This window comes from Wolbachia endosymbiont (group A) of Barypeithes pellucidus (genome assembly GCF_964030885.1).
In the GTDB taxonomy this organism is placed as follows: Bacteria; Pseudomonadota; Alphaproteobacteria; order Rickettsiales; family Anaplasmataceae; genus Wolbachia.
Window position 1 is genome coordinate 959,229 of record NZ_OZ034985.1, and the last position, 12,798, is coordinate 972,026.

Below are 12,798 nucleotides of genomic sequence, written 5' to 3' on the forward strand. Positions count from 1 at the left end.
ATGCTTTTGACAAGATACAAGTAGAAGATATCCTTATTGCCTGCGTTGATGGGCTAAAAAGCTTTCCTGCAGCTATAAACAGTGTCTTTCCTAATGCGGAAGTGCAGATGTGTATAGTGCATCAGATACGCAACTCACTGAAGTATGTGGCCAGTAAAGATGCGAAGAGTTTTTTGAGCGATTTAAAGAAGGTATATCAAGCTTCAAGCAAGGAAATTGCCGAGAATTATCTGTTGGAATTGGATGAAAAATGGGGCACAAAGTACCCTATGGTTATAAAATCTTGGCAGAATAATTGGGAAAACTTGTCTGGTTATTTTAAGTATTCTGGTCCAGTTAGGAGGATAATCTACACCACCAATCCCATAGAGGGGCTACATAGGCAAATTAGGAAATTCACTAAGACCAAAGGCTCATTTACCAGCATAAATGCCTTGTATAAGCAGGTATATTGTGCTATAAAGAAGGCAGAGGAAAAGTGGACGATGCCTGTACATGATTGGGCATTAACTATCTCTCAACTTGATGTTTTCTTTCCTGGCAGATTGAAAATTGAGTCGAACTAAAAATGCGGTTTGACACAGTTTATTTAACACTCCCTTAGTCTATCGTAAATCTTCACCATCTTCCTTTTTATCCGGTGTTTACTTATGTATTCCTAGTTCTTTCATTTTTTCTAATCTTTCTGGCATCAACTTAATACACCAAGGATCCTTTGACAGATCTTGATAAGCGAATACAGCATATTTTTTCATGTGAGCAAGGTGAATTTCAGCCAATTCTTCGTAGACTAATCCACGTCCAACTACTATCAACTCAATAGGCAGTTCACCTTTTTTAGCAACTGTTTCATACTCTTCAAGAAGAGCAAGCTGCATACTCATAGCCTCATCCAGACAATTAAGCGACCGTAAGCTACGTGCAATACCCCACTTTGCTCCGCGAACAACTATAACGTCACCTCTGTCTTCTCCAAATTTTTTGGATTGTTTGAAGGCAGAATGTGCTTCGCTATATTGCTCAGCTTCAATATAGTTCTGTGCTAGATTATTATAGAGCGCTCCCAACCATACGTACGCTCTCTTATCTTGTGTTTTTTGAGCAAGATTAATTGCATTTTTATTCCATACAATTTTTTTATCAACACTTTTTTCTACAATAGCAACCATATGAGCAGCATTGACGGTATGAAAATCAAATTTGTGTTTTCTACTTAGTTCATAGGACATCTTAAATAGCGGTAATACTTCGTCAGTATTGTCAGACTGATGAAATACACGTCCTCTCTCCAGAAGAATCCTCACTCGTGCAAGCTTATACTCTGAAGTGAGACTTGTCTCTGCATTATCAAGAGTTTTATGGGCTAGGTCAAATTTCTTTTGCATTGCTTGGGCTAGCGCAATCTGTGATAAGATTTGCAAATATACTGACTTGTTTTCTAAAGCTTGTGCTTGTGGAAGAAGTGCACTGAGATTTTTTTCAATATTTTCAGGGTTTCCCGTGAACAGATCATCAAAACTTTCTAGTTTCGTATCAGCATTTAACTCAGACATCATTAATCCTATAAGAATAGCTATTATAATTACATACCATCTTGCTCCAATTTTTCTATCATAAATCCTCCTCATCTTCCAATTCATCAATAATAATTTCTGGACAATAATCACTTAAACGAATAACTATTGCAACAAGCTCCTGTTTTGTCTTTTTGAGTAGTAACTTTTCAAAGCGATCTTGTTCATCAATGCGATCAGAACACTCTGCAGACGAACAATATCCTTGCTTGTTGTATTGAATCAAAGCAAAACCTGTTGCAGCCATATGCTTACACGGACCAAAATTTTCAAATGCTGGGCAAGAACACTCTCCACCAAGGCACTGACCATTGTATTTTAGTGTTACTTTATATACTCTAGATCCAACAACTTTTGATTTAACATCAAAATCGCTAACAGATATGATCCGCACCAGTCCGCGATTAAAGTAAAATTCTCCCCTGGAGAAGTAAGGTTCATCAACCAAATCCTCAATATCTCCACGATTTAATTTCATCTTACACCCCCTCACCTTCCTTTTTCTCTGGCAAAAACCCACCAACTTGTGCATCCCACAGAGTTTTATACAGCCCATTTTTATTGAGAAGTTCTTGGTGCGTGCCATCTTCCACAATCTTGCCTTGGTCAAACACTAAAATGCGATCCATGTGCAAAAGTGTAGATAGGCGATGGGCTATTACTATCGTAGTTTTACCTTGCATTAACTCCCATAGAGATTCTTGAATATTACTTTCGGTTACAGAATCAAGTTGTGAAGTTGCTTCATCTAGAATTAATATAGGTGCATTTTTTAAAATAGCTCTCGCGATTGCAATACGTTGACGTTGTCCACCAGAAAGCTTAACACCTCTTTCTCCAACGAGTGACTCATAACCTTGGGGTAATTTTGCAATAAATTCATGAGCATGTGCTTTTTTTGCCGCTTCAATTACTTCATCATCGTTAGCATCTGTTTTTCCATAGCGAATATTTTCCATCAAAGTCCTATGAAAAAGCGATGGATCTTGCGGAATCATGCCAATATTTTTGTGTAAAGAATCCTGGGTTACATTGCGAATATCTTGTCCGTCAATTAAAATTTTTCCAGATTTTATGTCATAAAGCCTAAGAATCAGGTTTACAAATGTTGATTTACCAGCACCTGAATAACCAACGAGTCCTACTTTTTGACCAGATCCAATTATTGTGGATTTGTTTTCAAATATTGGTTCTGTATCTTTATAATGAAACTGAACTTTATCAAAACTAATTTCCCCCTTGTCAACAACCAAATCTGCTGCGTTTGGCTGATCTTGGACTTCAGGGATTGAAGTAATCGTTCTTAAAGCTTGAGTAACCCTTCCCCATGATTTAGAGAGCTGTGAGAAATCTTTGGCTATCATCCAAAGAAAATTAGCTATTGCTATATTAACGGTCATAACAAAAGCAAAATCTCCAGTAGTAATTAATTCTTGTTCTCTTCCTTTAACTAAGAAATATAAATTAAGCATTTGCATGATTACAAATGAGAAACCATAGAAAGTAAAAATCCACGTATATAACCACTGAAGCTTCTGCTCTGCTTTAACAGCTTCACTACAAGTGGATTGCAAAGATAATTTCTCCTGGTATTGGCTTGCAAATAACCTTACAGACATGATGTTTGAGAATATATCTACCATTTTACCAGTAATGCTTGAACCAAGCTCTGACCATACACCTGCAAGATGTGTTATCTTTTTTGCAAGAAACAAGGAAGACAAAACAAATAATGCCGACCAAGTTAACATCAACAAGGCAAAGTAAATATTCACTTGCCATAAAAAATAAATCCCAATACCAAGCGCTAATGAGCGGCTTATGAACCTATCAACCGTAATTTGTACAATATCCGGAATATAATTTGTCAAATCATTAACCTTGTTGGCAAGGCTGCCGGAGAAGTTATTTTGGTAATAGCTATTATCCTGATTTAATAACATGGCAAGGCTTGATTCGGCAATATTTTTACGAAGATTGGGCAATCTATTTTTATTTCAACGAAGTAGTTGTATAACCTGGCAATACACTCAAGTAAAAGTAATATTAGTACATAGGATATGGCAGGATTTGCTATATCTTGAGAAGATTGTTTGTGGCTGATACGATCTATAATGACTTTTATTAAATATGGACTAAAGGAAACATCAATAGCCCAGACTAATGCTGCTAATAACACTATAATAATGGGAAATGGGAATGGACGCAGCGTTTTTAGGATGAAGGATATGACTTGCTTTGTTGTTATGTAATTCATATTTTTTACTTATTCTATCTCCCAGTTTAATTCAAGTGGATGATAGCAATCATATTATAATAGTCCTTTTGTTCGGTAGAAGCTGTAGCTTTACTCCTCTCGTTTGAGTTTTATTACTACAACTCCCCCTAAAGAACCGTGCTTGCAGATTTCCCGCACACGGCTCATCAATATTAGTTTTCACAGTCGTCCCTCTTATGCATATAAAGAAAAATGTATTTTTGGCTTTGGTAATGGATTTACTTCTACGTAGTGTACAAACTGTTCCCAGGTCATACTCTTTTTCTGACTACGCCGATTTATCCATTTAAATGCTAGCTTTCTTACTGATGTGTAAAATTGTTTCAAACACCAATAATTTCCGCTAATACCAAAGTAGTTATAGTGTCCTGTTAATTTAGCCTTCAGTACTTGCCACCAATCTTTAAGTCGAATACTTCCGCGGACTATTTTCAACCACTCCTTGATTTCTTTTAGTTTTCTGGCTAGATTTAACTTTGAGGTTTTATGTCCCATTATTAATCTACCACGACGACTTTTTGCACCATAGTGCGTAAACCCCAGAAAATTGAAACTTTCCGTCCTTCGTTTCTCTCTTATCGCTTGTTGCCACTCCCTCTTGCCAAACTTTACTACTCTGGTCTTGTTTTCAGATACTTCCAACCCAAATTTATTTAGCCTTTGTTTCAGTAATTCCAGAAATTCTTCCGCGTCTACCTTACTTTCGCAACAAACCACAAAATCGTCGCAAAACCTTATTAGTTGTATATATCCTCTGGATCTTGGTTTAAATTTCTTTTCTATCCATAAATCCAACACATAATGTAAGTATATATTTGCTAATACAGGACTTACTATACCACCTTGGGGTGTACCTTGTTTTGTTGCTTCATAATTTCCAGCTTCGACTATCCCTGCCTTGAGAAACCGCTTTACTAACCACAGCAAATTTGGGTCAGTTATTCGTTCCCTTAGACATCTCATTAGCCATTTATGCTGTATATTATCGTAGAACTTCTTGATATCCACTTCTACAATGTAGTTTATTGGCTTGTACATAACTGCTTTATCTAGTGCATTTACCGCTTGATGACAGTTTCTTCCAGGTCGAAATCCATATGAGCTGTCCAGAAAGTTTGCCTCGTAAATATTTTCTAATATCTTCTTCAGCATAATCTGTACTAATTTATCCTCGGTCGATGGTATTCCGAGTCCGCGTTTCTCTTTACTTCCAGCTTTCGGTATATATACCCTCTTTACTGGTTGTGGTTGATATTGCTTCCTCTTCATACTTTCTACTAGCACTTCGAGTTTCTCATTCAGATTTTCTCCGTATGATTCCACTGTTATCTGGTCTACTCCACAAGCCTTGTTACGCTTCAGTTCTTTATAACATCTCGCAAGATTCTCTGTATTTATCAGATGGACTAACGATGTGAATTTTAGTCGCTTATCTTGCTTTGCTCTTACTGCTATCTGGTTTAGTTTATTTTGCATGTTATTCCAACCTCCGTTGTATTGGCCTAGCAATCCCTATTCCAGTTACTATATTGCTGATCGCTTCCCCTTGTACGTGGCTTTCCCACATTCTGAGTACTATCAATCAGTCCGACTTCCCCTGCATCTTCCGCTAGTTCTTGCCTTTGTTGACTTGTTCCAGCGTACCTTTGTAGGAATGCATAGGATCTCCCAAGTTCACTTGAAGTCCATTTCAATACATGGCACGGTCTCAGATCCCGATAGAGTGAGTGATAACTTGCCTTTACGTTATCCTTCATGCTGTCTTCCATGGCCATGAAAATGTCGACCTCTATGTCTTCAGGTATTTCGGAACTCAATCCCTTCACTTTCGTTGTACCCTGCATTGTCCATCCCACTAGCTCTATTACACTCGTTACCTCATGCAACATAGTGGTCTGTTCCAAACTGTTGGCTAGACTTTGTTTGTGTTGGATTTTCACCAACTGTTCTCCAAGCACTTCTTGGCGCACCTTGGCGCACCTTGCGTTACCTCTCGTCATTCCAGTGTCAAGCACTGGAATGACACCCTTTCTGGTGAAGGTTGTTCTCAAATCACAATGTTAGTACAATTGTGGTGTTAGCTATAGCTAACCCAAGAAAGGTTTCCCTACGTCATACCGCAATTCATTCGCGGTATAGATTCCGCTAACGAGTAGCGGAATGACTAATTTATTGTTTTTCAAATTGTAGGTAAACCTAAGCCACTTTAGCTATATAGGGTTACAACGATGGATTTTTAAGATCGTTTACGGCCTTCTTAATATCTTCAGCCTTGAATATCGCCGATCCCGCAACTAAAATATCTGCACCTGCTTTTATTATATCAGCTGCGTTAGAAAAGTTAATTCCACCATCTACTGAAATTTGTGTTTTAAGATTATGCTCCTGTATCATTTTTTTTATAGTAGATATCTTGTTCAACTGTGAATGAATAAATTCCTGCCCTCCAAAGCCAGGGTTGACTGTCATAATCAGTACAATATCTAGCTCATGTATTATGTATTCAAGCACACTTGGGGAAGTTGAAGGAACAATTGAAACTCCAACTTGAATCGGTTTTTTTGCATCGTTTACATTTTTGTATGACTTTATCTTTCTTATCAACCTCTCAAGATGTATCTCTGCTTCTGCATGTACAGTGATAATATCAGCACCAGCATTTATAAAGCTTTCAATGTGGTTACCAGGAGATTTGACCATTAAATGCACATCAAAAGGAAGATTGCTATATTTACGTATTGCAGAGACAACGCTAGGACCAATTGTAATATTTGGAACGAAATTCCCATCCATAACGTCTATGTGTATGTAATCTACACCTAAATCGCTAATTTTTCTTACTTCTTCTCCTAATTTTGCAAAGTCTGCTGAAAGTATAGAAGGTGCAATTTTAATACTCATGAGCTGCCTTTTTTGCTAAAAAATAACTTATTTTTAAAACTCTGTCACCCTAATACTATGCGCACCATCTGAGTAGCTATAGAAACTGAATACCGATACCGGCGACGGCTTATGCCTATTTAACTAGATCTTAAATTAGATAAAAAAAGGTAGTCTTGATAAAACTTATTTACAGCAAGTTTTTTTACATTTGGACTTTCTGTTTGTTCTTTTTTGTACCCTAATTTATAGCCTATTGAATCCTTATATGAACTGATCGTTTTGTATGCTTTGTTCATCTCTCTAGGAAAGATGCCATTAGCAATTACGACGCATAACCCCGTAGCTGTTGCAAAAGCTAGAGTGGTAAATGCTAGATTTTGTAAAAAATTCCTTCCACTAACTTTTTTTTCCTGTATATTAGCAGAGTGCGATTTGTTTGACACTTCTTCTAGATATTCATACCATATGTGATTGCAGTTCGTACATTTTACCTTTCTTCCAGACGCACCAATTTGCTTAGAAGATACTAAGTAAGTTTTAGTACAACTATTACATTGTATTTTCATAGCACTTACATATAAGTAGTAACAAGCCCAAATGATACGAGCTATAAATTTAATATCAATATATATATAACAAATGGAAGGTTTGCAACTAAAAAAAACACAGAGTGAGATAAAAGATATTTGGAAAAATAGAGAAAAATTTAATGACTGTAATCTAAAGAAAACAGCAAGAATAGCAATTAAAGAGGTAATTGAGCTCCTTGATAGTGGCAAAATTAGAGTAGCAGAAAAGCTATCAAGTGGAGAATGGGTAGTACATAAGTGGTTAAAGCAGGCAATATTATTACATTTTCTCACTGAAGAAAGCAAAATAATAGACAATACCAATTGCTGGTTTGACAAGATCGGTAACAAGTTTAGTGAATGGAATGAGGAAAAATTTCGCCGGTTAAAAATTAGAGCAGTTCCTGGGTGTTTTGTTCGCCGATCTGCTTATATAGGTACAAATGTTGTTCTAATGCCAAGTTTTATTAACGTTGGTGCATATGTTGATTCAGGAACAATGATAGATACCTGGTCAACGATTGGTAGCTGTGCGCAAATAGGAAAAAACTGCCATATTTCCGGTGGAGTGGGAATAGGTGGAGTTTTAGAGCCTATTCAAGCTTCACCTGTCATTATAGAAGATAATTGCTTTATTGGAGCACGTAGCGAAGTGGCCGAGGGTGTGGTAGTGAGAGAAGGATCAGTCCTTGGCATAGGTGTGTTTATTGGGGCATCAACAAAGATTATTGATAGAGAAACTAGCAAGGTATTTTACGGCGAAGTGCCACCTTATTCTGTAGTGGTACCAGGGTCTATTCCATCTAAAAATAATATTTCAACCTATTGTGCAGTCATAGTAAAAAAAGTGGATGAAAAGACGAGATCGAAAATCTCTATAAATGAAATATTGAGGGATTAAACTATATATCTGTAATATGACACAATATTACATAGTAAATGATGTCATTTCAGTACTTACTGTACGAACATTGTAATTTGTAGGCAATTTGTGTGGCAGGTGGTGTCATTCCAGTGCTTGACACTGGAATCCAGTTTTTCACGCAACCCCATCAAAAACGTAGTGTTTTAATATAAATGAGATTAGCTACTTTTATATTCACCAACTTAGCTGGATCCCAGTGTCAAGCACTGGGATGACAAGAGAGAAGGTATAGGAAAGACAGGAAGAAGATATTGGATGATAAGAGAGCAGTTTGCTATTTTTTGGGGAGTGTTAAATAAACTGTGTCAAACCGCATTTTTAGTTCGACTCAATTTTCAATCTGCCAGGAAAGAAAACATCAAGTTGAGAGATAGTTAATGCCCAATCATGTACAGGCATCGTCCACTTTTCCTCTGCCTTCTTTATAGCACAATATACCTGCTTATACAAGGCATTTATGCTGGTAAATGAGCCTTTGGTCTTAGTGAATTTCCTAATTTGCCTATGTAGCCCCTCTATGGGATTGGTGGTGTAGATTATCCTCCTAACTGGACCAGAATACTTAAAATAACCAGACAAGTTTTCCCAATTATTCTGCCAAGATTTTATAACCATAGGGTACTTTGTGCCCCATTTTTCATCCAATTCCAACAGATAATTCTCGGCAATTTCCTTGCTTGAAGCTTGATATACCTTCTTTAAATCGCTCAAAAAACTCTTCGCATCTTTACTGGCCACATACTTCAGTGAGTTGCGTATCTGATGCACTATACACATCTGCACTTCCGCATTAGGAAAGACACTGTTTATAGCTGCAGGAAAGCTTTTTAGCCCATCAACGCAGGCAATAAGGATATCTTCTACTCCTCTTTCTTTGAGGTCATTTAACACTCCCAACCAGAAGTTAGCTCCTTCACTTTCAGCCAAATAAAAACCTAATACTTCTTTTTTGCCATTTTGATCTATGCCTAATATGTTATACATGCATTTACTTACGCAATGCCCGTCCTCTTTGACTTTAAAAAACATGCCATCCATGAAAACTATCGGATATACAGACTGCAGCGGGCGACTACGCCATTCGTTGATTACTGGTAGCAATTTGTCAGTAATACTTGATATCTCTGCCGCCGATATTTTGTGATCATAAATTTCCTCAACATGTGACACTATATCTCTATAGCCCATACCACTGGCAAATGTGCTCAAAATCTTCGTTTCAAGCTCTGGATGTAAGTTTGTTTGCCTTTTTTTGACTATTTGTGGTTCGAAACTTCCTTCTCTATCTCTTGGTGTTAATAGCTCTGCACTTGTACGTAAAGTTTTTGCATTTCTCCCATTTCTTCGATTATTCTCTTCGCTTTCAGCCGACAAGTGGTTTTCTATTTCACCTTCCAGGCTTACCTCCAGCAACTTTTTTATAAACGGTGTTAATGCTCCATCTCTTCCTGTCAACGGTCTTCCTTCTCGTATAGACGACAGGATATTTGTTTCTAATTCTTTATAATCTACCAAACCGGTAGTTCTGTTTACTACTTTCTGACTCATTGTCAAACCTCCATTTTTTTATATCAATTTATTACTTTTTTTTCGGTTTGACACAGTTTATTTAACACTCCCATTTTTTGCTATCGCTTTTTTTATCATTATTACTAACCACAGTAATGGCATACGCGCATAACTCTGAGAAAGAGACTCCATTTTCTTGAGATAGTTTATATAATTTTTGTAGACTTTCTTTTACTTTATTAGGAATATTCCCTCCACGTTCTTTTACAAGCCAGGAATCTTGATGATGAATTGGATGAGCATCACTTTTTGGATTTCCTATATATATTGCAAAAGGTGAACTTTGCCCTTTGAAGTCACATTGTACAGTAAATTTTTTTATAGATTCAGCCATCTAAAGACCTCTACTTTTCTTTTTGGTCGATTTTATAGCAGGTGGAAGAGGTGGTTTCTTTATAAAATCTTGTCTATTGACAACACTTTCTTTACCTTCCAAAGCTCGGCGAACATCAGCTCTGCTTAATTGCGACTCTTTTGCTACCTTCATTCCATGCTTTGCCATAATATTAGCATACGCTAGTACTTTTTTTACCAATTCTAGATCACCATTTAGCATTTGAACTAGCACTTGAAATACCTCTGCTAAAGTTAACCCGTCAGCATTTATAACCTTGTTTTCTATAAAATTGACAGCTTCTTCAAATTTGTATTCAATACTATCATCTTGAGGTATAAGGGCAACATAATCGGTGTTTTTGTCGTCCATAACTGAAGCACTATTACTCACAAACTTAAGTTTATACTATATATAAATACTCTACTATTTTATATTATGGCACGCTATAGTTAAACATTTATTAATAACATGCTCACTTATATACACGAATTAATTGACAAAAGTCAAGGATCAATATCCATCAGTGATTTCATGAATGCCGTTTTGTACCATGAAAAATACGGCTATTATACGAATAAATTACCACTTGGTAAGGATGGTGATTTTACTACCGCACCTGAGATCAGCCAATTATTTGGTGAAGTCATTGCAGTTTGGATAATGCATACATGGGAAAAATTAGGAAAGCCATCAAAATTTTCTCTAGTTGAACTTGGACCAGGCAAAGGAACACTCATTCACGATATAATAAGAGTCACTAAAAAATACAGCAGCTTTTTTAATTCAATGTCTATCTACTTAGTTGAAATAAGCCCTACTTTACGGAAGATACAAAAGGAAAAATTAAAAGGCTTAGATGTTAATTGGCACAAAAATATTGACAACCTACCAGAACAACCAACCATTTTTTTAGCAAATGAGTTCTTTGACGCTCTTCCGATAGATCAGTTTGTATATCGTAATGAGGGGTGGTATGAAAATAGGGTGACAAAACAAGATGATGGCAGTCTCTTGATGTCATGCCAGTGCGTGACACTGGAATCCAGAAAAAAAGAATCATGGATTCCAGTGTCAGCTACTTGCATGACAGGGGGTTTCGATGGTGCAGTGGTGGAAATATGTTCAACTGGGGTTGAAATATTAAAAAAACTTGAGAAGAAGATATATAATCATAAAGGAGCTGCTTTGATTATAGATTACGGTTATGTATACCCCGCGTATAAGAGCACTTTGCAATCGATAAAACAACATAAGTATGCTAATTTTCTTGAGAATGTTGGTAATAGTGATATTACCGCACTTGTGAACTTTCAAGCATTAAAAGATTCATTAAAACACGTAGATTGCGAGATTTTAACTCAAAGAGAATTTTTATATCTTTTTGGCATAAAAGAAAGAACCCAGGCTTTAATGAAAAGCGCAAGTGATGAACAAAGGAATAGGATCTTTAGTGAATTCCTAAGGTTGACTGAAAATATGGGCACTCTTTTTAAAGCAATGCTATTGATAGCATAGCTAAAGTAATTTATGTTATTGGGTAAGTTAAAAATATGATATAAATGAGATAAGAGGGAGCTACTCACTATAGGAATAGAGTTGCGCGCGCGACCGAGGGTTTTATACCATTCTAGAAGTAATATACGGAAAAGGGGGGATTCGAACCCCCGACATATTTTCATATGTGCACGCTTTCCAAGCGTGTGCTTTAGACCACTCAGCCACCTTTCCATGCTTATTCATAATATTGAAAATTGTACTGCTAAACAATATAAAAACCTGGTATATAGGGTTCACCACGAAAATTTACAGTATTGTTAAACTTGCTTCTGCAAGTTGGAAATGTTTTATCGCAACCTGCAAGTATTGAATATTTATCTCCAGCAGAAATTTGGTATGGAGGCGAAGTAAATAACGTAACTACTTTATTTTTATATTCTTTTACTACACCTTCAAACGCTGTTGAGCCAAAGAATTTCACTACTCCGTGCTTATAATATTCATCACTCTCAGTTAAATTCGTGTCTTCAAATCTTCTTTCATCTATTACTTTAGTGATTGTACTTATTTTACTAAATTTTTTAGTATCGGCTTTACATTTATCATCGCAAAATTGTGCTCTGCATGCAGGAGAGTATAATTCTGCTATGCTTCTCTCAAGCTTTGCTGAGAGCCCTCTAATTTCAACAATAAATCTTCCACTACTTAATGTCACTTTACCAAAAGTTCCTGAATGTAGATTCATTGTTCCCTGGGTCAAGTCTTTATAATTCACAAGAAATATCTCAATATTTGCAAAGTCGTACTTTTCTGATAAAACATCTTCTTCTTTAATATCAACACTATTTAATATCCCTTCAATTTCTAGATTATCAGTTTTTAAATCGCTGTTTAATATTATACTACTGGCTGTAAATCCACTTGAAGATTTATAGAGTATATTATCAATATTTAAATCTTCATCATAGTCAGTGAATCCCATTACTTCTCCACCTGCGAGCTTTAATTTCCAGCACGTAGCAGTGGTAAGTAATTCTCCAGCTAAATGATTTTTTAGTGTGGTTTGCATAGGGACCTCCTGCTTAATTGATTAAATTTGAAAGTAGCTATACGGCCAGTAGAATAAGGGCAGTGTGTTCTTTTCTCATCATCTAAGTAGCCATAAA

General features: G+C 36.4%; 14 protein-coding genes, 1 tRNA gene and 3 pseudogenes. 3 read left to right on the forward strand and 15 right to left on the reverse strand.

Going from position 1 to position 12,798, the window contains the following annotated elements; all coding sequences use genetic code 11:
- Positions 1–20: 20 nt before the first annotated feature.
- Positions 21–566: pseudogene (locus ACQH1X_RS04945) on the forward strand (IS256-like element ISWpi15 family transposase); the annotation flags it as partial.
- Between the two features lie 78 nt (positions 567–644).
- Here ACQH1X_RS04945 and ACQH1X_RS04950 read toward each other — a convergent pair.
- The 9 genes and pseudogenes from ACQH1X_RS04950 to ACQH1X_RS04990 all read right to left on the reverse strand — a co-directional run.
- Complete coding sequence (locus tag ACQH1X_RS04950; RefSeq protein WP_425385870.1) at positions 645–1,640, reverse strand: hypothetical protein; 996 nt, start codon at positions 1,638–1,640, stop codon at positions 645–647.
- Positions 1,612–2,052, reverse strand: coding sequence for an SWIM zinc finger family protein (locus ACQH1X_RS04955; protein WP_425385871.1), 441 nt, complete (start codon positions 2,050–2,052; stop codon positions 1,612–1,614). The genes ACQH1X_RS04950 and ACQH1X_RS04955 overlap by 29 nt, the downstream gene beginning before the upstream one ends.
- Position 2,053: 1 nt before the next feature.
- Positions 2,054–3,559: an ABC transporter ATP-binding protein gene (locus ACQH1X_RS04960; RefSeq protein WP_425385872.1), complete on the reverse strand. Its 1,506-nt coding sequence runs from the start codon at positions 3,557–3,559 to the stop codon at positions 2,054–2,056.
- Positions 3,560–3,880: 321 nt separating this feature from the next.
- Complete coding sequence (locus ACQH1X_RS04965; protein ID WP_425385873.1) at positions 3,881–4,015, reverse strand: hypothetical protein; 135 nt, start codon at positions 4,013–4,015, stop codon at positions 3,881–3,883.
- A gap of 11 nt (positions 4,016–4,026) precedes the next feature.
- Positions 4,027–5,328 (reverse strand): group II intron reverse transcriptase/maturase, encoded by a 1,302-nt coding sequence (gene ltrA, locus ACQH1X_RS04970; protein WP_425385808.1) that lies wholly within the window; start codon positions 5,326–5,328, stop codon positions 4,027–4,029.
- A gap of 26 nt (positions 5,329–5,354) precedes the next feature.
- Complete coding sequence (locus tag ACQH1X_RS04975; protein ID WP_246433168.1) at positions 5,355–5,741, reverse strand: hypothetical protein; 387 nt, start codon at positions 5,739–5,741, stop codon at positions 5,355–5,357.
- 331 nt (positions 5,742–6,072) lie between these two features.
- Positions 6,073–6,753, reverse strand: coding sequence for a ribulose-phosphate 3-epimerase (gene rpe, locus ACQH1X_RS04980; RefSeq protein WP_265025803.1), 681 nt, complete (start codon positions 6,751–6,753; stop codon positions 6,073–6,075).
- A gap of 119 nt (positions 6,754–6,872) precedes the next feature.
- Positions 6,873–7,178 (reverse strand): hypothetical protein, encoded by a 306-nt coding sequence (locus ACQH1X_RS04985; RefSeq protein WP_419247537.1) that lies wholly within the window; start codon positions 7,176–7,178, stop codon positions 6,873–6,875.
- 63 nt (positions 7,179–7,241) lie between these two features.
- Positions 7,242–7,301 (reverse strand): annotated as a pseudogene (locus ACQH1X_RS04990) (zinc-ribbon domain-containing protein); the annotation flags it as partial.
- Positions 7,302–7,374: 73 nt separating this feature from the next.
- Between ACQH1X_RS04990 and dapD the strand changes: the two are divergent.
- Positions 7,375–8,205 (forward strand): 2,3,4,5-tetrahydropyridine-2,6-dicarboxylate N-succinyltransferase, encoded by an 831-nt coding sequence (dapD, locus tag ACQH1X_RS04995; protein WP_425385874.1) that lies wholly within the window; start codon positions 7,375–7,377, stop codon positions 8,203–8,205.
- Positions 8,206–8,260: 55 nt separating this feature from the next.
- On the opposite strand, the pseudogene ACQH1X_RS05000 reads toward dapD, so the two are convergent.
- From ACQH1X_RS05000 to ACQH1X_RS05015, 4 genes and pseudogenes are all read right to left on the reverse strand, one after another.
- Positions 8,261–8,356, reverse strand: a pseudogene (locus tag ACQH1X_RS05000) (WPE palindromic element domain-containing protein); the annotation flags it as partial.
- A gap of 191 nt (positions 8,357–8,547) precedes the next feature.
- Entirely contained in the window at positions 8,548–9,777 is a 1,230-nt protein-coding gene (locus ACQH1X_RS05005) for an IS256-like element ISWpi15 family transposase (RefSeq protein ID WP_425385875.1), read from the reverse strand.
- Positions 9,778–9,838: 61 nt separating this feature from the next.
- Positions 9,839–10,132 (reverse strand): DUF2610 domain-containing protein, encoded by a 294-nt coding sequence (locus tag ACQH1X_RS05010; RefSeq protein WP_425385876.1) that lies wholly within the window; start codon positions 10,130–10,132, stop codon positions 9,839–9,841.
- Positions 10,133–10,504, reverse strand: a complete 372-nt coding sequence (locus ACQH1X_RS05015; protein ID WP_370273656.1) for a hypothetical protein — start codon at positions 10,502–10,504, stop codon at positions 10,133–10,135.
- Between the two features lie 99 nt (positions 10,505–10,603).
- Here ACQH1X_RS05015 and ACQH1X_RS05020 point away from each other — a divergent pair, with 99 nt between their 5' ends.
- Complete coding sequence (locus tag ACQH1X_RS05020) at positions 10,604–11,650, forward strand: class I SAM-dependent methyltransferase (RefSeq protein WP_425385877.1); 1,047 nt, start codon at positions 10,604–10,606, stop codon at positions 11,648–11,650.
- A 126-nt stretch (positions 11,651–11,776) separates the two neighbouring features.
- Here the strand turns inward: ACQH1X_RS05020 and ACQH1X_RS05025 are convergent.
- Together ACQH1X_RS05025 and ACQH1X_RS05030 are read right to left on the reverse strand one after the other, a co-directional pair.
- Positions 11,777–11,863 (reverse strand) — tRNA-Ser (locus tag ACQH1X_RS05025).
- Between the two features lie 31 nt (positions 11,864–11,894).
- Positions 11,895–12,701, reverse strand: a complete 807-nt coding sequence (locus ACQH1X_RS05030) for a DUF2163 domain-containing protein (protein WP_425385878.1) — start codon at positions 12,699–12,701, stop codon at positions 11,895–11,897.
- Between the last annotated feature and the right edge of the window lie 97 nt (positions 12,702–12,798).

Excerpts from the sequence above, each read along its gene's own strand:
- ACQH1X_RS05010 (WP_425385876.1), bottom strand. The coding sequence starts at position 10,132 with ATGGCTGAATCTATAAAAAAATTTACTGTACAATGTGACTTCAAAGGG.
- ACQH1X_RS05030 (WP_425385878.1), bottom strand. The coding sequence starts at position 12,701 with ATGCAAACCACACTAAAAAATCATTTAGCTGGAGAATTACTTACCACT.
- ACQH1X_RS05005 (WP_425385875.1), bottom strand. The coding sequence starts at position 9,777 with ATGAGTCAGAAAGTAGTAAACAGAACTACCGGTTTGGTAGATTATAAA.
- ACQH1X_RS05015 (WP_370273656.1), bottom strand. The coding sequence starts at position 10,504 with ATGGACGACAAAAACACCGATTATGTTGCCCTTATACCTCAAGATGAT.
- ACQH1X_RS04950 (WP_425385870.1), bottom strand. The coding sequence starts at position 1,640 with ATGAATTGGAAGATGAGGAGGATTTATGATAGAAAAATTGGAGCAAGA.
- rpe (WP_265025803.1), bottom strand. The coding sequence starts at position 6,753 with ATGAGTATTAAAATTGCACCTTCTATACTTTCAGCAGACTTTGCAAAA.
- ACQH1X_RS04975 (WP_246433168.1), bottom strand. The coding sequence starts at position 5,741 with ATGTTGCATGAGGTAACGAGTGTAATAGAGCTAGTGGGATGGACAATG.
- ltrA (WP_425385808.1), bottom strand. The coding sequence starts at position 5,328 with ATGCAAAATAAACTAAACCAGATAGCAGTAAGAGCAAAGCAAGATAAG.
- dapD (WP_425385874.1), top strand. The coding sequence starts at position 7,375 with ATGGAAGGTTTGCAACTAAAAAAAACACAGAGTGAGATAAAAGATATT.
- ACQH1X_RS04955 (WP_425385871.1), bottom strand. The coding sequence starts at position 2,052 with ATGAAATTAAATCGTGGAGATATTGAGGATTTGGTTGATGAACCTTAC.
- ACQH1X_RS05020 (WP_425385877.1), top strand. The coding sequence starts at position 10,604 with ATGCTCACTTATATACACGAATTAATTGACAAAAGTCAAGGATCAATA.